The organism is Sphingomonas sp. AC449 (assembly GCF_979253475.1).
In genome coordinates this window covers 155,198-176,303 of the sequence record NZ_CEEDCZ010000007.1, presented here as the reverse complement: position 1 = coordinate 176,303, position 21,106 = coordinate 155,198, and the positions used below count along the sequence as shown (strand labels likewise).

General features: G+C 66.4%; 18 protein-coding genes. 10 read left to right on the top strand and 8 right to left on the bottom strand.

The window, feature by feature from the left end:
• Positions 1-110 precede the first annotated feature (110 nt).
• Genes AC0CH3_RS13070 through AC0CH3_RS13045 form a run of 6 tightly spaced genes read left to right on the top strand, consistent with a single transcriptional unit; the run spans position 111 to position 5,321 of the window.
• On the top strand, positions 111-1,223 hold the full coding sequence (locus AC0CH3_RS13070; protein ID WP_354299725.1) for a glycosyltransferase family 4 protein: 1,113 nt from the start codon (positions 111-113) through the stop codon (positions 1,221-1,223).
• The gene (locus AC0CH3_RS13065) at positions 1,220-2,137 is read left to right on the top strand and encodes a glycosyltransferase family 2 protein (RefSeq protein ID WP_354299723.1); all 918 of its coding nucleotides are present in this window, start codon (positions 1,220-1,222) and stop codon (positions 2,135-2,137) included. The genes AC0CH3_RS13070 and AC0CH3_RS13065 overlap by 4 nt, the downstream gene beginning before the upstream one ends.
• Entirely contained in the window at positions 2,134-3,228 is a 1,095-nt protein-coding gene (locus AC0CH3_RS13060; RefSeq protein WP_354299721.1) for an acyl-CoA dehydrogenase family protein, read from the top strand. The genes AC0CH3_RS13065 and AC0CH3_RS13060 overlap by 4 nt, the downstream gene beginning before the upstream one ends.
• Positions 3,222-3,917: a PIG-L deacetylase family protein gene (locus tag AC0CH3_RS13055; RefSeq protein WP_354299720.1), complete on the top strand. Its 696-nt coding sequence runs from the start codon at positions 3,222-3,224 to the stop codon at positions 3,915-3,917. Before AC0CH3_RS13060 ends, AC0CH3_RS13055 begins: the two co-directional genes overlap by 7 nt.
• Positions 3,901-4,479, top strand: coding sequence for an SAM-dependent methyltransferase (locus tag AC0CH3_RS13050; RefSeq protein ID WP_354299718.1), 579 nt, complete (start codon positions 3,901-3,903; stop codon positions 4,477-4,479). The genes AC0CH3_RS13055 and AC0CH3_RS13050 overlap by 17 nt, the downstream gene beginning before the upstream one ends.
• Positions 4,476-5,321 carry a glycosyltransferase family 2 protein gene (locus AC0CH3_RS13045; protein WP_354299717.1) on the top strand — a complete coding sequence of 282 codons (846 nt, stop codon included), beginning with the start codon at positions 4,476-4,478 and terminating at the stop codon, positions 5,319-5,321. The genes AC0CH3_RS13050 and AC0CH3_RS13045 overlap by 4 nt, the downstream gene beginning before the upstream one ends.
• Here AC0CH3_RS13045 and AC0CH3_RS13040 read toward each other — a convergent pair.
• Positions 5,302-6,654, bottom strand: coding sequence for a sensor histidine kinase (locus AC0CH3_RS13040; protein WP_354299715.1), 1,353 nt, complete (start codon positions 6,652-6,654; stop codon positions 5,302-5,304). The genes AC0CH3_RS13045 and AC0CH3_RS13040 overlap by 20 nt on opposite strands.
• Positions 6,651-7,325: a response regulator transcription factor gene (locus AC0CH3_RS13035; RefSeq protein ID WP_354299713.1), complete on the bottom strand. Its 675-nt coding sequence runs from the start codon at positions 7,323-7,325 to the stop codon at positions 6,651-6,653. Before AC0CH3_RS13035 ends, AC0CH3_RS13040 begins: the two co-directional genes overlap by 4 nt.
• Before the next feature lie 108 nt (positions 7,326-7,433).
• On the opposite strand from AC0CH3_RS13035, the gene AC0CH3_RS13030 reads away from it, so the two are divergent.
• Both AC0CH3_RS13030 and AC0CH3_RS13025 read left to right on the top strand, forming a co-directional pair.
• Positions 7,434-8,099, top strand: a complete 666-nt coding sequence (locus tag AC0CH3_RS13030; protein WP_354299712.1) for a hypothetical protein — start codon at positions 7,434-7,436, stop codon at positions 8,097-8,099.
• Positions 8,100-8,249: 150 nt separating this feature from the next.
• A complete protein-coding gene (locus AC0CH3_RS13025; RefSeq protein ID WP_354299710.1) occupies positions 8,250-10,124 on the top strand; it encodes a CocE/NonD family hydrolase in 1,875 nt (624 codons plus the stop codon).
• A gap of 6 nt (positions 10,125-10,130) precedes the next feature.
• Here the strand turns inward: AC0CH3_RS13025 and AC0CH3_RS13020 are convergent, their stop codons facing one another.
• The 4 genes from AC0CH3_RS13020 to AC0CH3_RS13005 form a co-directional block, all read right to left on the bottom strand.
• Positions 10,131-10,694 (bottom strand): 3'-5' exonuclease, encoded by a 564-nt coding sequence (locus AC0CH3_RS13020; protein WP_354299708.1) that lies wholly within the window; start codon positions 10,692-10,694, stop codon positions 10,131-10,133.
• Between the two features lie 104 nt (positions 10,695-10,798).
• Positions 10,799-11,155: a hypothetical protein gene (locus tag AC0CH3_RS13015; protein ID WP_354299706.1), complete on the bottom strand. Its 357-nt coding sequence runs from the start codon at positions 11,153-11,155 to the stop codon at positions 10,799-10,801.
• Entirely contained in the window at positions 11,148-12,704 is a 1,557-nt protein-coding gene (locus AC0CH3_RS13010) for a PepSY-associated TM helix domain-containing protein (RefSeq protein ID WP_354299704.1), read from the bottom strand. The genes AC0CH3_RS13015 and AC0CH3_RS13010 overlap by 8 nt, the downstream gene beginning before the upstream one ends.
• Positions 12,701-12,940, bottom strand: coding sequence for an iron transporter (locus AC0CH3_RS13005; RefSeq protein ID WP_354299703.1), 240 nt, complete (start codon positions 12,938-12,940; stop codon positions 12,701-12,703). The genes AC0CH3_RS13010 and AC0CH3_RS13005 overlap by 4 nt, the downstream gene beginning before the upstream one ends.
• 280 nt (positions 12,941-13,220) lie before the next feature.
• On the opposite strand from AC0CH3_RS13005, the gene AC0CH3_RS13000 reads away from it, so the two are divergent.
• Positions 13,221-14,507 (top strand): glycoside hydrolase family 130 protein, encoded by a 1,287-nt coding sequence (locus tag AC0CH3_RS13000; RefSeq protein ID WP_354299701.1) that lies wholly within the window; start codon positions 13,221-13,223, stop codon positions 14,505-14,507.
• A gap of 60 nt (positions 14,508-14,567) precedes the next feature.
• Here the strand turns inward: AC0CH3_RS13000 and AC0CH3_RS12995 are convergent, their stop codons facing one another.
• On the bottom strand, positions 14,568-16,958 hold the full coding sequence (locus AC0CH3_RS12995) for a TonB-dependent receptor plug domain-containing protein (protein WP_465237979.1): 2,391 nt from the start codon (positions 16,956-16,958) through the stop codon (positions 14,568-14,570).
• A 575-nt stretch (positions 16,959-17,533) separates the two neighbouring features.
• On the opposite strand from AC0CH3_RS12995, the gene poxB reads away from it, so the two are divergent.
• Entirely contained in the window at positions 17,534-19,282 is a 1,749-nt protein-coding gene (poxB, locus tag AC0CH3_RS12990; protein WP_354299697.1) for a ubiquinone-dependent pyruvate dehydrogenase, read from the top strand.
• A gap of 59 nt (positions 19,283-19,341) precedes the next feature.
• Here the strand turns inward: poxB and AC0CH3_RS12985 are convergent, their stop codons facing one another.
• Positions 19,342-21,009, bottom strand: a complete 1,668-nt coding sequence (locus tag AC0CH3_RS12985; protein WP_056022747.1) for an MFS transporter — start codon at positions 21,007-21,009, stop codon at positions 19,342-19,344.
• Positions 21,010-21,106 lie beyond the last annotated feature (97 nt).

The window sequence follows — 21,106 nt, the reverse complement described above, 5'->3', positions numbered from 1 at the left end:
TTGATTTAGATCATCAAGAACGTGTCGTATCGCGCGAGACTTATTTCGTCCGAACGCGTTTCCACTCGCAGAGCCGACGGAGATCGGAGAAACGTCGATAAGGGGCCTGAATGCGCATTGCGATTATTGCCCATCTCAAACATGCGATCCGCGAGCCATTTGCGGGTGGGCTTGAAATGCATACGCACCTGCTTGCGACGTCGCTGCGAAAGCGCGGACATGCGGTGACGGTCTTCGCATCGATGCGGTCCGACCCCGCACTCGGTCTCGAGGCGATTTGCGACGAAACGTCGTTGCTGGAGACGGGCACCGCAGAGGCGAACGACGTCACCTTCTTTCGCGAGCATCACGCGTATCTCCGCCTGATGAGCATGCTTCGCTCGCGACGTTTCGACGTGATTCACAACAACTCGCTCCATTATCTGCCCGTGTCGATGGCGGAGACGCTTGAGACGCCGATGGTGACGACACTCCACACCCCGCCCTTCTGCTGGCTCGAGAGCGGGATCCGGTTATGCAAGGCGCCGAATATGCGCTTCGTCGCAGTATCCGACAGCATCCGGGCGATGTGGGGTCACGTCACCGCGATCGACCGGACGATCGCCAACGGCATCGATCTCGATTGCTTCCCCTTCCAGCCCACACCCGCTCCTGACCCGTATCTGATCTGGTATGGCCGGATCGTCCCCGAAAAGGGGCTTCACATGGCGATCGACGCAGCCCGGCTGGCGGGCCAGGCGTTGAGGATCGCCGGGCCGATCTCGGATCCCGCCTATTTCGATGCCGAGATTGCGCCCCGCCTCGGGACTGACGTGACGCATGTCGGGCATCTCGACCACGCCGCGCTGGCGGACCTGGTCGGCGGGGCACGGGCATTCCTGTGCACGCCGCGCTGGGAGGAGCCTTACGGACTCGTCGTCGCGGAGGCGCTCGCTTGCGGTACGCCGGTCGCAGCGTTCGCCCGTGGCGCGATTCCCGCGCTTCTCGATGAGAGTTGCGGGACGCTTGCCGCGGGCGATGACGTCGCGGCACTGGCCAAGGCTGTGACCCGCGCCGTCACGCTCGACCGTGGCGCATGCCGTCGTCGCGCCGAAGCGATCTGCGATGCCGACGTCATGATCGACCAGTACGAAGCGCTCTATACACACATGACCCGGTCGCGGCCGGCATCGCGCAGCAAAATGCGCCGGTCCGATCCGGTTTCACTCGCGGGTGCCGCGTGACGCGACCACGCTTCTGCGTGTGTATCCCCGCGCGCGACGAGGCCGACCGGCTGCCGATCCTGCTCGACGCGCTCGCAGCGCAGGACATCGTCGGCCCCGTCCCGGTCTCCCTGTGCATCAACAACAGCAGCGACGAGAGCCTCTCCGTCGCGACGGAGCGCCGGGCACGCTGGGCTGGCCGGCTCGACATGGTAATCACGTCGCATGATCTTCCGCCTGCCGACGCGCATGCCGGCATGGCGCGAAGGCTGGCGATGGACGCCGGATTAGCGCGCGTCGATCCCGTCGACGGTGTGCTGATCTCGACCGACGCCGATACGCGGCCACCGCCGGACTGGATCGGAAACGCTCTCCGCGCGGTCGATCGTGGACTGGACATGGTAGGTGGCCGGATCGTGCTCGACGAGGAGGAGCGCGTGGCGGCCGACGTCGTGGCGATGCGCACCAAGCTGGATCGCTACTGGAGCTGCGTCCGTGCGATCGAGGAAGAGATCGACCCCTGCCCCTGGGACCCCGCCCCTCGTCACGGCGACCACACCGGGGCAAGCCTCGCGATCACCGCCGCGCTGTACCGGGCCGCTGGCGGGGTGCCCATACTCCCCTCGGGCGAAGACCGTGCGCTCGTCGAGAACGCGATCGCAGCGGGAGGACGGCTTGGTCATCCCATGAGCGTCTGGACACGCGCGTCGGCGCGCACGTCGGGCCGCGCGGCCGGGGGAATGGCCGAGTATATGCGTGACCTGGAGGATCGCCTGATACGAAACGAGCCGACGCTCCTGCCCTCGTTCGACCAGTGGCGGACGCGCGCCGAGTGGCGGCGCACGGCCCGGCAAGTCCAGGTCGGGGAGCGCGTTCCGGATGAACGCGATCTCCCGCCGATGATCTGCGACATGCCCTTGGCGCTCGACCGTTGAGCCGCGGTGATCCCACCGACGCCCAAGCGCCGGATCTTGCGCAGACGCTCGCCACCTCGGGTGCACGGTACGACGCCGATCCCTGCTTCCCGCGGGACAGCATGGCGGCGCTGGTCGTCCATGGCCATCACCGTCGCTTCGCACCGCGCGCCCTTGGCGGACAGGCCAATGCCGAACCGCGCGCGCTGCTGGACGCGCTGCGCGAAGTCGGTCGTGGCGATCTGAGTGTTGGGCGGTTGTTCGAAGGCCATGTCAACGCGCTCGCACTGTTCGACTGGTACGCCGGTCCCGATCAGCTCGAATGGCTCGCGAGCGAACTCGACCACGGTACGTGGTTCGGCGTCTGGGCAACCGAGCCCGCGCCGGGCGTAGCGATCGTCGACGGCGCCGATGGCCCCGCGCTGACCGGATCAAAGCATTTCGCAAGTGGCGCCGGCGGGATCGATTACGCGATCGTCACCGCGCGGCCAGCGTCGGGCCACAGACCTATTCTCGTCATTCCGGCCAACGACCCCGACCGGACCGACCTGTCGGGATGGCGCGTGCGCGGGATGCGCGCGAGCAGCAGCGGACGGTACGACTGTTCGGGCTACCCGGCCGGTCCATCGCACATCCTCGGCGCACCCGGTGACTATGACCGCGAGCCCCGTTTCACCGCGGGCGCATGGCGGTTCCTGGCGGTGCAGCTGGGTGGCATCGAGGGATTGCTGATCGAGGTCCGGCGCGCGCTGTCGGACACGGCACGCAGCGACCCTGTCCAGCGCGCGCGCTTTGCCGACGCCGTGGCCGCCACGCGCACCGCGTATCTCTGGGTCCGCGAGGCCGCCGCCCGCGCCGCGCGGGAGGATGCCGATGCGCCCGTCTTCGTTCAGATGTGTCGGGGCATCGTCGAACGTGCAGCACTCGACGTGATGGAAGCCGCCGCGCGTCTGCTCGGCACGCGCAGCGCGTTCGACGGCGAACGCGCCGACAAGATCATTCGCGATCTGAGCCTTTATCTCCGTCAGGCGGGGCCGGACTATGCGCGCGACCAGGCGGCGCTCGGGTGGCTCGACCGCGATGTCTGGGGCGATGGCGACCGATTGTGGTGACGCAGGCGACGCCGCTCGCCCAAAGTCCGTGGCGCGATGCGAGATGGCTCGTCCTCGCGCCGCATGCTGATGACGAGACGCTTGGCACCGGCGCGCTGATTGCCGACACAGCGTCACGCGATCGGCTGGCGGGGGTCGTCTTCCTGACCGACGGATCCGGCTCGCACGCCTGCGACACGCGCGCCGACACGACCGCGCTGGTTCGTCGCCGACGACACGAAGCGGCGCGCGCGCTGTCGCGCCTGACGGCGCACGCCAATGTCCAGCCGGCATTCCTCAACTGGCGCGACGCGCATCCCTATCCGCCGCATACAGTGGGCTTCGCGCGGTCGGTACGCCGGATCGCCGCGATGCTCCGTCGGGCGCAGATCGATGCGATCGCCACCACGGCCGCAGGCGAACCGCACTGCGACCACGCGGCATGTTTCACGCTGGCGGTCCACGCAGCACGCGCGGCCCGACGACCCGTGTCGATCTTCGAATATGCCGTCTGGGGTGAGCGCCCCGCAGCGACGCGTGTCCTGCGCACCCGGTCGATGCCGCCCGCCAGCCGCACGGCCGCACTGCGCGCGCATCGCAGCCAATTGACGGGGCTGATGGGCGAGGGCTTCCGCCTGCCGCGCGCGCAACAACGCATGCCTGCCACCGACCTGCTCTATCTGGTGAGACCCGATGCGACCCGACCATAGCCTCGACGCGCGCTATTTCGACGACGTGTTCGCCTCGACCGACGATCCCTGGTCACTCGCATCGAGCCGCTATGAGGCGGCAAAGTTCGAGACGAGTATCGCGGCGATCGACGATCGGCGCTACGCGGCATGCCTCGAAATAGGCTGCGCGCACGGTGTCTTCACGCAGCGGCTGGCGCAGCACTGCGACACCGTCACGGCCGTCGACATCAGCCAGCGCGCAGTGGACCTTGCCCGTGTGCGGAATGCGGCCTCGTCGAACGTCCTCGTCGAGCGGCTGGCCTTCCCCGCCGACGTGCCTGCGGGCCGGTTCGACCTCATAGCGTTGTCCGAAGTCGTCTATTACTGGAGCGATAGCGATATCGCGCGCGCCGCCGAGGCGATCCGTCACGTCGCCGCTCCGGATTGCCGGTTGCTGCTGGTGCACTGGACCGGCGAGACCGACTATCCGCAGACCGGCAATGCGGCCGTCACCAAACTCGATGCCGCGCTCGGATTGGCCATCGTCGAACGCGCTGACCGCCACGCTGAATTCCGGCTCGACCTGTGGCGGCTTGCATGACCGGCGTATCGGTCCTCACGCTCGTCAAGAACCGCGAGTTGCACCTGGCTCAGTTGATCGAAGGCCTGCGGCGGAGCGAAAAACCGCCCGCGGAGCTGATCATCGTCGACATGAGCGATACGCCGGTCCCGCAGCCCAAAGCCGACTTCCCGGTCATCGTCCACCGCCTTGAAACGACCGCATTGCCGCTCGCCGCCGCCCGCAACCTCGCCGCGCGCGATGCAACGGCACCACATCTCGTCCTCCTCGACGTCGATTGCATTCCCCTGTCGCGCTGCATCGGGCGGCTGAGCGAGACGCTTGACAGCGAAGACGCGCTGCTGTGCGCAGACGTCCGGTATCTGGGTGCCGACGACGCACGCACGACCTGGGACGACGCCGCACTGCTCGATCGCGGAACCCGACACCCGGTCCGCGATTTCCCCGCTGCAGGCGTGCGTCGCGAGACCAATCCGGGCCTGTTCTGGTCGCTCGCCTTCGCGATCCGCCGCACCCGCTTCACTGCGCTGGGCGGCTTCGACGAAGCGTTTACCGGCTATGGCGCGGAGGATACCGATTTCGGGTTCCGCGCCGACCGCGCGGGCACGCCGCTGCTGTTCGTCGGCGGCGCGATCGCCTGCCATCAGCATCACGAGAGCTTCGAGCCCCCCGTCCAGCATTTCGACGACGTCGTCCGCAACGCGGCGCTGTTCCGCCAGCGCTGGGGGTGGTGGCCGATGCAGGGCTGGCTCGATGCCTTCGCGGCGATGGGCCTCATCAGCCAAAGCGAGGATGGTATCCGCATTCTTCGCCGCCCCAACGCCAGCGACAGGGCAATCGCCGCTACCGCTCCCCCGCGATAGGCAACGTCACCGTCGCGGCCAGTCCCCCGCCCGGTGCCTCCTCCAGCACCAGCGCGCCACCGTGAAGGACCGCCAGCTCGCGGGCGATCGCAAGTCCGAAGCCATGTCCGTCATCGCGCTCGTCGAGCCGTACGCCGGGCGCCGTCGCGCGCGCGCGATCCTCTGCCGCGATCCCCGGTCCGTCGTCGACGACACGCAGCCGGATCCTACCCCCGTCGATCGCACCCTCCGCGGTGGCATCGATACGCACGGCGGACACCGCATGTCGCATCGCATTGTCGATCAGGTTACCCGCGAGCTCGTCGAGATCGGCGGCATCCATAGCGACCAACAAGCCCGGCTGCGCCGTCCGGGTGATCGCGACCGCGCGGCCAGCGTGGACCCGCATGATCGTGGACGCCAGATCGGCGAGCGCAGGCTCCAGAGCCGTGCATGCGCGCCGGTCGACCGCGACACTGCGCGCTCGCGAGAGATGATGCCGGATCGTCGCATCGATCCGTGCAACCTGCGCCGCAGCCGCGGCATCGTCGCGGACGGCGAGCGCAAGCGTTGCCACCGGCGTCTTCAGCGCATGCGCGAGATTGGCTGCCGACGCGCGGGCCGTCGCCAGCGCGGTGGAGGTGTCGCGTGCCAGCGCGTTGAGCTCCTGCGAGAGAGGCCGCAGCTCCTCCGGCTGGTCTTCGGACACGCCGTCAGCACCCCGCCGCATCGCCGCCACCCCGTCGCGCAACGTCCGCAGCGGGCGCAACCCGATCCGCAATTGCAATGCCGTCGCGATTCCCAGCAGCACGCCGAGGATCGCGAGCGTCCCCAGTAGCGGCAGGATCGCCGCACGGATCGGCCGCGCCACCACGTCACGCGGTGCCGCCGCGGTAAGTGTCACCGGCCCCGCGCTCGTCGTCAGTATGATCTGACGCGCGTGCAGCCCGGTCCCGCGCGCCTGCACGGCGTCGAGCGGATACGGGCGACCGGGCTCATCGAGCGGCGGTCGCTCGCCATTCGGCCCCCCGCGAAACGGAGGCCTGCGGTCGAGATCGGCAAGGACGTCCGACCCGATCGCGCCCGTCGGCGCGACGATCTGCCATCGCCACTCGGGACCGGCATCCAGCAATCCGCGCAGCCGCGTCAGTTTCGCGCGATCGATACGACCATCCGCGCCGACCGCGCCCGCCAGCAGCGACAGTTCCGCGTCGAGCCGCTGGTCGAGCCCCTGCGTGACGAAGCGTTGCAGCACGCCGGCGATCGCCGCCCCCGCAACAGCCAGTGCGACCAGCGTCGCGAGGACGGACAGCGCGAGCATCCGGCCATGGATCGATTGCGGGATCACCCTCATGCCGCACTCGGCGTCGGCGTCGCGAGACGGTAGCCACGGCCTCGCACCGTATCGATCAAACTCGCGCCGATCTTCTTGCGAAGCCGCCCGATGATCACCTCGAGGCTGTTCGAGTCGACATCCGCATCACCCTCATACACGCGTTCGGCCAGCGCGAGCCGCTCGATCACCACGTCCCTGGACAACATCAGCGCGGACAGCACGCGCCATTCGAGCGCGGTCAGTTTCAGCGGCAGGCCGTCGAGTTCGAACTGGCCCGTCTGCGTCTCGAACGCCAGCGGCCCGCATTCGAGCCGCGTTGCCGCATGACCTGCGGATCGCCGGACCAGCGCGCGCAGCCGCATCACGAGCTCCTCGACACGGAACGGCTTGGTCAGGAAATCGTCGGCGCCTGCCTTGAACCCGGCGACCTTGTCCGACCAGCCATCGCGCGCGGTAAGGATCAGGACCGGCAGGTCGCGCCCCGCCGCGCGCCAGTCGCGCACGATCGCGATCCCGTCCCGCCCCGGCAATCCCAGATCGAGCACCGCCGCGTCATAGGTCTCGGTATCGCCCAGATGGCCTGCGTCGACGCCGTCCGCGGCAAGATCGACCGCGCAATTCTCCCCGCGCAACGCCTTAGCGATGGCGGGGCCAAGATCCGGATCGTCCTCGACGAGCAATATACGCATGACGACCTCGCTAGCTTCGATCGCTAAACCCAATCTGAACGGGGAAGTTCAGCGTGGCGTGGGGCGGCGCGCTCTAGAAGCGGGACATCGACACGAAGGAGACGTTGAATGCCCCGCTTTACCGACAGAATGCCCCGCGCCACGCAGCTCAAGCTGGGCGCCGCCGCGTTGCTCGCGATCGGCGTCGCAGGAGGTGCCGGTGCCGTATCGCTCACGCGTCCGAGCATCGAGATGGCGCCGACGACACCGACCGCGATCGCGCGCCTCGCCACCACGGACGGCGTGGTCACCGTCAAGGGTCGCGTCGCCGAGGTGTTTGGCGACCGCTTCGTCCTCCAGGATGGGACCGGACGGACGATGATCGACGCCGGGCGCGATGCCAAGGCGGTCAGCAAGGGTGCGGCAATGACCGTGCAGGGCCGCTACGCCGATGGCCAGGTCCGCGCGTCCTATCTGGTCGATCCCGCCGGTCGCATCGATGCGGTTGGTCCGGCCGGTGGACGGCCACCGCGTCACCCGGAAGGTCCCGGCGGCCCGGGCGGTCCCGGCGGTCCGGGCCGTGATGGTCCGGATGGTGCCCCGCCGCCGCCCCCCCCCGGCGGCCCGGGCGCTCAGCGTCCGGAGGCTCGCGGACCAGGCAATGGCGCACCGCAGCCCGGCTGTGCACCGGCGCCTGTCGCTGGCGCCCTTCCCCCCGCGCCGATCGCAGGTGCGCGTGCACCCGCTCCCGCAACGCCGGTCGCGATCCGTTCGACCAGCACTGCCGCACAATAAGCGCGCGTGCTCCTGGCACCCGTCACCCCGACCACGGTCGGAGTGACGGGATCGCCGTGGAAGCGGCTTGAAACGACGGCGCGCGAGCCCGCTTGCGTCGCGCCACGGCCCGGCTAAGCTCCTGCCATATCGTCGGCTGGGGGTTCGGTCTTGAAACACGTCATCGTCACAACATTGCTGATCGTCGCGGTTCCCGCGAGCGCGCAGGACTTCTCGAAATACAGCGACGCCGCGGCTGCACAGGCACTGGCCGAGCAGGCGACCGTCGAGACGATCGTGATGGTACCGATGCGCGATGGCGTCGGCCTTGCGACCAACATCTACCGTCCGCGCGGTGCCAAGGGTCCGCTTCCGACCATCCTTTCGAAGACGCCGTATAACGAGCTCGGGAACAAGCCGTCTTCGCAGCGCGCGGCACTGAAGGCCGTCAGTCGCGGCTACGCCTTCATCATCCAAAACGAACGCGGCCGGTATTTCTCCGAAGGCAAATACGAGATTCTCGGCAAGCCGCAGACCGACGGCTACGACATGCTGACATGGGTCGCCAAACAGCCCTGGTCGAACGGAAAGGTCGGCACGCTCGGCTGTTCGTCCTCCGCGGAATGGCAGCTGGCGCTTGCCGGTCAGAACCATCCCGCGCATGCGGCGATGGTGCCGATGGCGTCGGGCGCGGGGATCGGCAAGGTCGGCCGGTTCCAGGAGCAGGGCAATTGGTACACCGGCGGCGTGCCGCGGACGCTGTTCTATGTCTGGCTCTACGGCGTCGACAATCCGCTGCGCGCCCAGCTTCCAGGCGGGCTCGATCAGGCAACGCGGTCGCGGATCGCGCAGTATAACGACCTCGATGCAAAGAAGCCCGAGGTCAACTGGACGCAGCAGATCAAGCATCTTCCCGTCGCCACGATGCTTTCCGACCTCGGCGAACCACCCGCGACGTTCGAACAGTTCATCACGCGTACGCCCGCCGATCCCGGCTGGACTCAGGGCGGACTCTATCACGAGGGGATGGGCTGGGGCGTTCCGGCGCTGTGGTTCAACAGCTGGTACGATGTGTCGATCGGCCCCAACATGGAACTGTTCAACCATGCCCGCGCCGCGAACACCGACCGCGAGGCAAGCGCGAACCAATATGCCGTGATCGGCCCGAACAATCACTGTGCGTTCGGCGCGCTCAAACCGGGTTTCGTGTCCGGCGATCGCGCGCTCGGCAACCCCAGCTTCGATACCGATGCCGAGATCTTCGCGTTTTTCGATCGGTTCCTGAAAAGCGATGTGAAGGCGTTCCCGAACACCACGCCGCACGTCCGCTATTACACGATGGGCCTGAACGCGTGGCAATCGGACGCGGCATGGCCGCCCAAGGCCGCGCGGATGGTCCGGATGTATCTGCGCAGCGGCGGTCGCGCGAACGGGCTCAGCGGCGACGGGCGGCTGCTCATGACCGCTCCGGCAAGCGGCGAGCCCGCGGATCGCTTCACCTATGATCCGATGAACCCCGTCCAGACGATCGGCGGCGGCGATTGCTGCAACGGGGGTATCGTCACTGCGGGCGCGTTCGACCAGCGCGTGATCGAGGCGCGCGACGATGTGCTCGTCTACACGACCGACGCGCTCACCGAACCCATGGAGGTGTCGGGGTTCGTCGATTCCGTCCTGAAAATATCGTCCGACGCGAAGGACACCGATTTCGCGGTCAAGCTCGTCGACGTCGCCCCCGATGGCACCGCCTATATCCTCGGCGACACGATCGTCCGCGCCCGTTACCGCGACGGCTATGCCTCCCCGGCGCCGATGCAGCCCGGCACGGTCTACACGCTGAAGCCCACCCCGATGACCACCAGCAACCGCTTCGAAAAGGGCCACCGCATCCGCGTCGAGGTGACATCCTCGAACTTCCCAAAATTCGTCCGCAACCTCAACACCGGCGGTCCGAACGAGAGCGAGAGCAAGGGGATCGTCGCGCACAACGTCGTGGTGCACGACGCCGGCAATGCGTCCTATATCGACCTTCCGGTCGTCAAATGAGGCGGCTCAGCGCTCGCGCGGGGTGATCTTATCCCGCCGAGCGCGCGCCGCGTCGCGCACCGCCGCCCACAGCGCCTGTTCGGCACGCGCATCGGGCAGCGCCCGGTGTGCCGGCGCGCCGGCTGCGCGGACATCGACGAGGACCATCACCGTCTCGACCTCGGCGTCCAGCGCCGCTGCGGGAACCACCTCGCGCAGGATGCTCCGCGCGACGTCCGCGAGTGCCTCGTCGGTATCGCGAAGCCGAAGCGTGTGTTTGGGATATCCCGTCGCGCGGAACAGGACGTTCAGCCACTTGCCGTCCCAGGAGGGCGCGCTGGCATGGAGGCTGTGGCCGGCAAGCACCGCGACCATGCGATCAGCGACTTGCTGCGCCGGCGTTCCCTCGCCCACCAGCATCGCGCGATCGATATGGTGGATCGCCTCCGCAGCGGGATCCCAGTCGGTCCACGCGGGCGCCGGCGCTATGAGATACGTTTCGGACGTCCCGTCCTCGAAAACCCAGGCGACCTCGATCGGATAGCTCGTCTTGCCGAGAGACGACGCTTCGAAATCCAGAAAAGCCAACATTCCCCGTCATGTATCAGCGCGCGTGATCGCCGCCAAGCACCGTCGGGATGAGGCGAACCGGACGAGCGCGGGCACACGCGTCGATCGATTGCCCGTTCCCGGTCCTATCGAAACGATGCGGTCCGGACTGGCACGGCGTGTGCGCTGTTCCGCGACTGCCGCATCGAGCGCGCCAGGGCGAGCAGGACCGCGACCGGTCGAAGCGCGGTCATCGGCGCGATCGACAGTGTCATGACCATGACCACCGCCGAGAGCGAACTCCCGCCGAGGAAGCGGACGATCCGCTCCCCGGTGACCGGTGCGCCGCAGCGCATCAGCGCGACCGCCAGCACGGCACCCGCCGCGATGCGGAGCGCGCGAACCGTCGAAGGGTTCGTGATTGCGAGATCCCGTCTGAAGCGAAATGCAGACGCCGCGAGCAGCATCCAGCCGACCGCCGTGATGATCACCGTTTCAAGCATGCGATACTCCTCGTGATTGCCCGTGCGACGGGCGGCGGTGCTTCGCCTCCGGCTTTTTCGCGACGATCCATGCTGCGACCCCGAACAGCGCCGCGGTCGCGAGCATCGCGCCGTCGAACCCGGCGAACAGCAGGTCGCCCGACGCCAGCGACGCCGCGAGCCCGCGGTCGGTTGTCGCTGCATTGACCAGCGGGATCGCGGCGAACGCCGCCGCCGCCAGCGCGAAGCCCTCGATCCAGGCGCGCTGGGGCGAACGGGCAAGCTGCGCGATCGCGACGCCGCCCCATAGCCAGAACATCGTTGCCACTTCGATGTCGGCGCGCCCGACCGCGTTCGCCGGGACCAGCCGGTTCGCCAGCAGATACCCCGCCATCCCGATCGGCAACCCGGCGATGACGGCGATGTTGAGCCGCTCGACCAGACGAAGCCCGAAGAACGGCACCGCGCCCGGCTTGCGACGCTTCGTCGTCCACAGCAGCAACCCCGTCCCGACCATCACCGCCCCCGTCAGGCCGAGCAGGAAGTAGGCCCAGCGCAGGCCGGTGCCGGCATATTGCGCGACGTGAAGCCCCAGCATCACGCCCGCCGTGTTCAGTGCCGGCCCCACATCGCTCGAGCGTTCGAGTTCGCGCCCCGAGCTGCCCGAAAAGGTCACCGAGGGCCCGCGCGCGTTGAGCGATGCGCTGGGATGCCGATAGACTGTGACCGTCGATGCGCTGTCGTTCGGATTGCGGACCACCACCCGCGTTGCCGGTGCGCTGAACACCGTCTCGGCACCGGCCACCATGGGGCCGATCGGCAGCAGCGGCGCGGCCACGCCGGTCGCCGCCCGGTCCGCCGGGATCCCGAACGCGACCGCGCCGAAGTCGAGCGGCGTCCTGTACGTCGCCATCACCGGCCACGGCATGTACATCGCAACCAGCGTGATCAGCCCGGTATAGGTGATCATCGCGTGATAGGGGAGCGCAAGCACGGCGGAGACATTGTGCGCGTCGAGCCAGCTGCGCTGGCCCTTGTTCCAGCGCAGCGTGAAGAAATCGGCGAAGATCCGCTTGTGCGTGATGACCCCCGATAGGATCGCCGCCAGCATGAACATCGCGCACAGCCCCGCGAGCCAGCGCCCCCATGGATGCGGCAGCTGAAGCTGGAAATGGAACCGGTAGAAATGCTCGCCACCGCGCGTCTCGCGTGCCGCAAGCGGCGTGCCGGTCGCGGGATCGAGAACGATTTCAGCGGGTCGCGGCCCCTTCGCCGTCGCGCTGGGCTGTTCGAAGATACGCGTCACCGCGGTACGGGCGTCGGGCAGATAGATGAACCACTGGACGTCGTCGGCACCGACGGTCTGCATATGGTCCATCGCGGTCTGCGCAGCCTGCGCCGCACCCACCTGCTTCGCGCGGAACTCGGGTTGCATCCACTGCGTGATCTCGGGCCGGAAATAGCTCGCGGTGCCCGTCAAGAACATCGCGAACAACAGCCAGCCCGCCAGCAGCCCCAGCCAGCCGTGAATCCACGCCATGCTTTGCCGCACGGTGACGGGCTTCGTCACGGGCGCATTCCGAGCAAGTAGAGGGCGAGGACAAGCGCCGCGGTCCCGCCCCAGACGAGCAGCATCACGCGCGCGACGCGCGGCTCGTGAAAACACCATAAGGCAATGCCGGCAAAAGCGAGAAACGACAGGTTCATGCCCCAGGCGGTCGCGTCTGCCCTGTCGACCGGCAGCAGCCGCGCGATCAGTGTCGCCACCGCGGACGCCAACGCATACCCGCCGAACAGCGCCGTCATCGACCGCGCCGCGGTCGTCAGCACGACAGGCCGGATCCGCCGCCGCGCAGGCGTTCCGCTGCGCCCGTTCGCCGGGTCCCGATGGGCTGCTGCGTCCATGAAGCGGCATTAGACGATGCTGCGACTGGTTATCAATAGCAAAGTTTTTTCCGGGTTTGTGCAGGCGTTCCAGAACAAACCGGCGGAAGATTGACGTGCGCGGGATATAAAGCGCCACTGCATCGCTCAGAACTAGGCACCGCGGCGCCCTTCGCGCCGCCGACGAAAAAAAGGGTCCCCGATGCTCGCTGCCGACGTCTTCACCACGCTCGACGTGGAACTCAAACCCGATCCGTCACGAACCGTCATCCGCCCGTTCAGCTTCGCCTATCCGGACGCGTTCAAGGCCGACCGCCCGACCCGGGCGATGGCGGTCGCCAGGCGCGTGCTCGACCTGAACGCGGACATGCGTGCGCGCATGATCGAACTCGTCTCGACACCGATGCGCGAGCGCCACCGCGACGCCGAAAGCGTCTTCCGCCGCCGGTTCGAGGAGATGCGACCCGAACTCGGCGACCTTGTCTGCGACCCGGACGAACAATTCCTGCTCGGTGCCTATTTCAGCCAAGAATATGCGTTCGAATCCGCCGCGCTCTTCAATCCGAGCATCGTCCGGATCGAGGACGAGCCACCATCGCAGCCCGATGCTGTCCGCTTTGCGCTGTCGCTTCGCGGCATCGGTGAGGGGCATATCTCGTCCGTGACGTTCCGGACGGGTGAATGGGCGTCGGACGGCGGCCTGACGATCCATCCGGCTAGCCCGCACGGCGTCCCGCCGCGGATCGAACGCAACCACGATGGCTGGGTGCGTCTCGTCTGCGACGACAGTCGCGAACCGTCCGAAACGGTGATCTTCCCGGTCCTTCCTAGCCAGCGCCAGGGCGTCGAGGATCTCCGGCTGGTCAATTTCACTGACCATGACGGGGTCCAGAGCCTGATCGGCACCTATACCGCGTTCGACGGCAAGGTCGCTCGTCAGGAGATGATCCGCGGCGTCGACATGCGCACCTTCGAGATGCGTCCGCTTGCGGGGGCGATGACGGGCTATAAGGGCATGGCGCTCTTCCCCCGGCGGATTAACGGCCAGTTCGTCATGCTCGGCCGTCAGGACAGCGAGAACATCTGGCTCAACCGTTCGGACGATCTCTATACCTGGGAGACGGGGACGCCGATCATGGCGCCCAAATACCCATGGGAATTCGTCCAGCTCGGCAATTGCGGATCGCCGATCGAGATCGACGAGGGCTGGCTCGTCTTCACGCACGGCGTCGGCATGGTGCGCGGCTATTGCATCGGCGCGTGCCTGCTCGACAAGGACGACCCTGCCCGCGTCCTCGCACGGACGCCGTCGCCGCTGCTCTTCCCCAGCGCCGAGCAACGGGGCGGCTATGTGCCGAACGTCACCTACAGCTGCGGCGGGCTGCTCAACGGGCGGCGGATCCTTCTCCCCTATGCGATCGGCGACGAATATACCGCATTCGCAACCGCCGATGTCGGCGACATCCTGTCCGTGATGGTCCCCGCCTGACCCCGCGCAGGCCGTCCGAAGGTTCGGGCGCGGTACCGGCTGATACCGCGCCCGATCTCGTCAGAAGGTGATGTTGAAGCGCGCGTAATAATAGCCGCCGTTGATCCCGTACGGGCTGAACGTCAGCGGTGCGTCGAGGACGTTGCCGTCATTGACCGTCGAATTGGTCGACCCCGGCACGAGCCCGACATTGGGCGGTCGCTTGTTGAACACGTTGTTCGCCCCGACCGAGAGCTTCAGGTCGCGGGTCAGATCGTAATTCAGCTCGACATCGCCGATGAACGCGGTGCCGATCGTCTGCTTGTAATAGGAGCCGCCGTCGGGGCTGAGATACGCAGTCGTCTTGCCGTACAGCGTACCGCGCAAGGTGGCGCCGAACTTGTCCAGCGCATAGAATATGGAGCCGATCACCTTGGTCTTGGGCGATGCGGTCTCGAGATAGCTCTGCGCTTCGAGATCGAACAACGGGATGTTGCCCAGCGTCGTCGGGGCGGCATTCAGGTTGAGCGCCTTGGTCTCGTTATAATTGCCCGACAGCGTCCAGTTGACCTTCCCGTAATCGGCAAAGTCGGTGACATAGCTGACCACCAGGTCGACGCCGCGCGTGCGTGTGTCGGCGCCGTTGGTGAAGATGTTGATCCCCGTCTGGTTGACGGTCGGGTCCAGCACGTTGCCATTCGCGCGGATCGCCTCGGTCACGATCGGAAAGTTGTTCGCACCGCCGCTGCCATAGATCGACCCCGTCCCCAGAATGCGATCGCGGATCTTGACCTGATACGCGTCGAGCGTGATCGTCAGCCGCTCAGCGGGCCGAATGACCGTGCCGATGCTGTAATTGGTCGACTTTTCGGGTTTCAGATTGGCGAACCCCAGCAGCTTCGCCGCTGCGGAGTTCGCCGGCAACTGGACGAATGCAGACGTCGGCGAGACGTTCGTCGCGGAATAGAACGACTCCGCCAGAGTCGGCGCGCGGAACCCGGTCGAGAACGTCCCGCGCAGTGCAAACGCGTCCGAGAAGTCGTAGCGTGTCGTCCCCTTGTAGATGAACTTGCTGCCGAAATCCGAATAATGCTCGTATCGTCCGGCGATATCGAGCTTGAGCCCTGCGACCGGCATCATCGCGACGTCGACATACGCGGCCTGGCTGTTGCGCCCGTTGACCCCGGCATCCGAAGGCCGGAACCCCGGATAGGACTGCCCGCCTTCCTTGTAGATCGATCCCGGATCGCCCGATCCGATCTCGTACACATTCTTGCGATACTCGCCGCCAAAGGCCAGGTTCAGCGGCGCTGCCATCCCCGCCTCGATCTCGCGCGTGAAATCGGCATTGGCGGTGAATTCGGTCGATTTGAAGAATCCGTTATAGAAGCTCGTCGGGGTGAATCCGGTATCCGCGTAGAGCGAGGCATTCGCCGAATCGACGGTGTAGATCAGGTTCTTGTCCTGGCCGAACGTCGTCGACAGATCGTAGTGGAAGCCGCTGACAAGCCCGCGGACGCCGCCGGTGAACGCCATGTCGTCCTCACGGATCTTCTCGCGCGGCGAGAAGCCGTTGACCGGGTTGTCGCCTTCGGGATCGAAATAGGTCGTCACACCATCCACCGTGCGCGACACGCGCGTCGGCACGCGAAGATTCTCGTATGCGCTCGCGATACGCTTGGAATAGGTCCCGAAGCTGTAGACCTCGGCGTCCCCGAAATCATACACGGTGTTGTATTGCAGGTTGGTCAGCCGCGATTGCGCATCCCCGTTGATCCGGTTGACGTAAGGGAAGTTTGGAATGTTGGCATAGAGCCGTTGCTGAAGCGGCGTTAGCGAGGGCGACGTCGTTCCCGTTAGCAGGTTGCCGTTGATATCGGTGACCCGCCGATCGATTCCGCCGACCTGCGTGAAGTCGTGATAGCGGTGGAACGCGGTGATGTTGAAGAACCCGTCCTCGCCGATCTTGGTCCCCAGATGCAGCGTTCCCGCATAGGTTCGGCCACCCGTCTGGTAGTTCTCGCCCAGGGTCGCATACCCGTCGCCGCCCGCATCGTCGTCCTTCAGGATGATGTTGATGACGCCCGCAATCGCGTCCGAACCATATTGGGCCGCCGCACCGTCCTCGAGGACTTCGATCCGCTTGATCGATGACGGCGAGATGAGATCGAGGTCGGCGGTCGCCGCGCCCTGATACGGCCCGCCCAGCACCGCGAGATTGGCCGTCCCGTGCCGCCGCTTGCCGTTGATGAGGACCAGCGTGTGGTTGGGGCTGAGACCCCGCAACCGCGCCGACAGCGTCAGATTGGCGGTATCGCCGCCAAATGCCTGCGCGGTGAACGACGGGACGAGTTGCGCCAGGACCTGATTGAGATTGGGTTGGCCGACATGGCTCATGATATCCGCATCGAGAACCTTGATCGGCGCCGCGCTTTCGGCGGCCGTAATCCCGGTCGCGCGGGTGCCCGTCACGATGATGTCGTCGGGAATCTGTCCGGTTGGTTGCGTATCGGCTGAGGCGATGGTCTGGGCGATGTCTTGCCCGAATGCCGCGGCATGCCCCCCGGCGACCATGGCTATCACAAGTGCACTGCGTGAAATGCTATGAACTATCTTCATTAGGCTACCCCCACATGATGAGCGCCTTTCGGATACTTCTCCCAATCCATCGACGATTTACGCCGTCTGCCCACGCGTTACTGCACTGCCGATCGAAACCTTTCGCTTGCCCTGCATCGACCAGATTCGATGTCAGGGGTACATGCTCGTATCTTGTTTTGTGCGATGCAACAGATTCACGCGGCAAATCGTCGGATGGCGTCGAATGTTCGCGCGATCGAAAGAATCGTTACCTTTTTGCAACAATCCGGTGACGGCGCGAAGTCAGTGGGTTCGCGTCGATCCGGCCCTGCGCGCGCCACCGCGGCCGCCAGTTGATAAAAACCCCGCGCCTTGGTCAACCAAAGCGGCGCCAGGCGCGTTTTCGATGCTCATCGTGCCCGGCCAACGCGCCCGGCCGCCCCGCTCACCGAGCCCGGAGTTTCCTGATGTCGAAGACCACGATCGCGGACCTGTTCGCGGATACCCTGCACCTCGCGGGCGTCGAGCGCATCTACGGCGTCGTCGGCGACAGCCTCAACGGGCTGACCGACAGCCTGCGGAAACGCGGCAAGATCGAATGGATCCATGTTCGCAACGAGGAGGCCGCCGCCTTCGCGGCCGGCGCGGAGGCGCAGTTGACCGGCAAGCTCGCGGTCTGTGCGGGTTCCTGCGGCCCCGGCAACATGCACCTGATCAACGGGCTGTACGACTGTCACCGGACGCGCGTCCCGGTTCTCGCCATCGCCGCGCAGGTGCCGAGCGGCGAAGTCGGCTCGAACTATTTCCAGGAGACACGCCCCGAAGCGCTGTTCCGCGAATGCAGCGTGTACTGCGAGACGATCGCCGATGCGGACCAGATGCCGCGCACGCTGGACACCGCGATCCGTGCGGCGGTCGGACGGCGCGGCGTGTCGGTCGTCGCGATGCCGGGCGACGTCGCCTTGCGCACCACCACGGGGCAGATCGCACGCTCGGCGACGGCGCTGCTGCCCGAGCCCGCCAAAATCGTCCCCGATGCCGGGACGCTGGCGGAACTCGCGGCAATGCTCAACGACGCGGGCCGCGTGACGATCCTCGCAGGGCGCGGCTGCCGTACCGCGCATGCCCAGCTCGTCGCGCTGGCAGCGGCATTGCAGGCGCCCGTCGTCCATGCGCTCGGCGGCAAGGAGTTCATCGAATACGACAACCCCTACGACGTCGGGATGACCGGGCTGATCGGCTTCTCCTCGGGCTATGATGCGATGATGGGCTGCGATACGCTGTTGATGCTCGGCACCGACTTTCCGTATCGCCAATTCTATCCCGAACAGGCCAAGGTCGTGCAGGTCGACCTGCGCCCCGAGTCGCTCGGTCTCCGAACCGCGATCGATCTCGGGGTGGTCGGCGACGTCGGCGCGACGATCGACCATCTGCTGCCGCTCGTCACGCGCAATCGGGACGACGCCTTCCTGAAGGAATCGCGGGCCAACTATGCCGAAGCGCGCAAGGGTCTCGACGACCTGGCGAACGGCACGCCGGGCAGCGGGGTGATCCACCCGCAACATGTCGCGCGGCTCGTTAGCGAGCAGGCGAGCGACGACGCGGTGTTCACCTGCGACGTCGGGACGCCGACGGTATGGGCAGCGCGCTATCTCGCGATGAACGGCCGCCGTCGGCTGATCGGGTCGTTCAATCATGGATCGATGGCCAATGCGCTGCCGCAGGCGATCGGCGCGCAGGCCGCCTTCCCCGGCCGTCAGGTCGTCAGCCTGTCGGGTGACGGCGGGCTCGCGATGCTGATGGGCGAGTTGCTGACCGTCCGCCAGCTCGGGCTGCCCGTGAAGATCATCGTCTTCAACAACGGCACGCTCGGGTTCGTCGAGATGGAGATGAAGGCGGCAGGACTGATCGAAACCGGCGTCGCGCTCGACAATCCCGACTTCGCGGCGATGGCACGCGCGATCGGTATCCACGGCGTCCGGGTCACCGACCCTGGCGAAGTCGACGCGGGCGTCCGCGAGGTCCTGTCGCATCCCGGCCCTGCCCTGCTCGACGCGGTCACCGCGCGCACCGAATTGTCGATGCCGCCCAAGATCACGCTGGAGCAGATGAAGGGCTTCACGCTCTACATGGCAAAGGCGGTGATGAGTGGCCGGGGCGACTCGATCGTCGAGCTGGGCAAGACGAATGCCGGCCTGCTCAAGCGGCTGTTCTGACAAACGCAAACGGGGTGCGGTTCACAGAACCGCACCCCGTCGCCGTGGTTTCGGGACGATCAGCCGTGCAGCGAGCGGCGGAACGTCTCGGGGAGGAACACCAGGCCGACGGCGGCGGTCACCGCACAGGCTACGATTGGGTACCAGAGCCCGTAATAGATATCGCCGGTTGCCGCGACCATCGCGAACGCCGCGGTCGGCAGGAACCCGCCGAACCAGCCGTTACCGATATGGTAGGGCAGCGACATCGACGTGTAGCGGATCCGCGTCGGGAACAGCTCGACGAGCAGCGCGGCGATCGGACCATAGACCATCGTCACGTACAGGACGAGCAGCACGAGGATCGCAACGACCATCGGCTTGTTGATCTGTGCCGGGTCGGCCTTTTCGGGATAGCCCACCGATGTCAGCGCGGTCTTCACCTCGCCACCGAACGTCTTGATCGCGGCGGCACGATCGGGACCGGTAACGACCGCGGGATTGACGACAGGGATCGTCGTATCACCGATATGGATCTGCGCGACCGTCCCCGCTGGCGCGACGACGTTGGTGTACGAGATACCCGCCTTCGCCAGATACGACTTGGCGATGTCGCACGAGCTGCTGTCGAACTTGTTCTTGCCGACCGGATCGAACTGGACCGAACATTCGTCCGGATTGGCGACGACGGTCACCGGTGCCGCCGATTGTGCCGCGTAGAGCGCCGGATTGGCGGCCTTCGACAGCGCATGGAACAACGGCATATAGGTCAGCGCCGCAAGCGCGCAGCCGGTCAGGATGATCCACTTCCGCCCGATCTTGTCCGACAGCCAGCCGAAGAAGATGAACGCGGGCGTCGCGATCAGCAGCGCGATGGCGATCAGGATGTTGGTGGTCGGCCCGTCGACACGCAGGTTCTTCTCGAGGAAGAACAACGCGTAGAACTGGCTGGTGTAGAACACGACGCCCTGGCCGACGACCGCACCGAACAGCGCGATCAGCACGACCTTGAGGTTGCTCCACTGGCCGAATGCCTCGGTCAGCGGGGCCTTCGACGTCTTGCCCTCGTCCTTCATCTTCTGGAACACCGGGCTCTCTTCGAGCTGCATGCGGATCCAGAGCGATACCGCGAGCAACGCGATCGAGACGATGAACGGAATACGCCAGCCCCAAGACGCGAACGCCTCTTCGCCGACCAGCGTCCGGACACCGATCACCATCAACAGCGCCGCGAACAGCCCGAGCGATGCGGTAGTCTGGATGAAGCTGGTGAACAGGCCGCGCTTCTTGTCGGGCGCATGCTCGGCGACATAGGTCGCGGCACCGCCATATTCGCCGCCGAGCGCGAGGCCCTGCAACAGCCGCAGCACGACCAGCGCGATCGGCGCGGCGACGCCGACCGAGGCATAGCTCGGGAGCAGGCCGACGAGGAACGTCGACAACCCCATGATCGCCATCGTGACGAGGAAGGTGTTCTTCCGCCCGACGACATCGCCGATCCGCCCGAACACCAACGCGCCGAACGGGCGTACCGCGAACCCGGCCGCGAACGCCGCGAGCGCGAAGATGAACCCGGTCGTCTCGTTGACGCCCGAGAAGAACTGCGCGGTGATGATCGTCGCGAGCAGGCCGTAGAGATAGAAGTCATACCATTCGAACACCGCCCCGAGCGACGAGGCGATGATGACCAGCGGTTGGCTTTGCTTCACATGCCCGAGGGGCGAAGCGTCCCCTGTTGTAGTCGCCATGGCGGTTTCCTCTCAGATGGAATGGTGGTTGGAACAGCCGATCGTCGCCGGCTCGGGAAAATTGCGGTGTCTCCCCCGCCCGGGGGACGGTGATAAG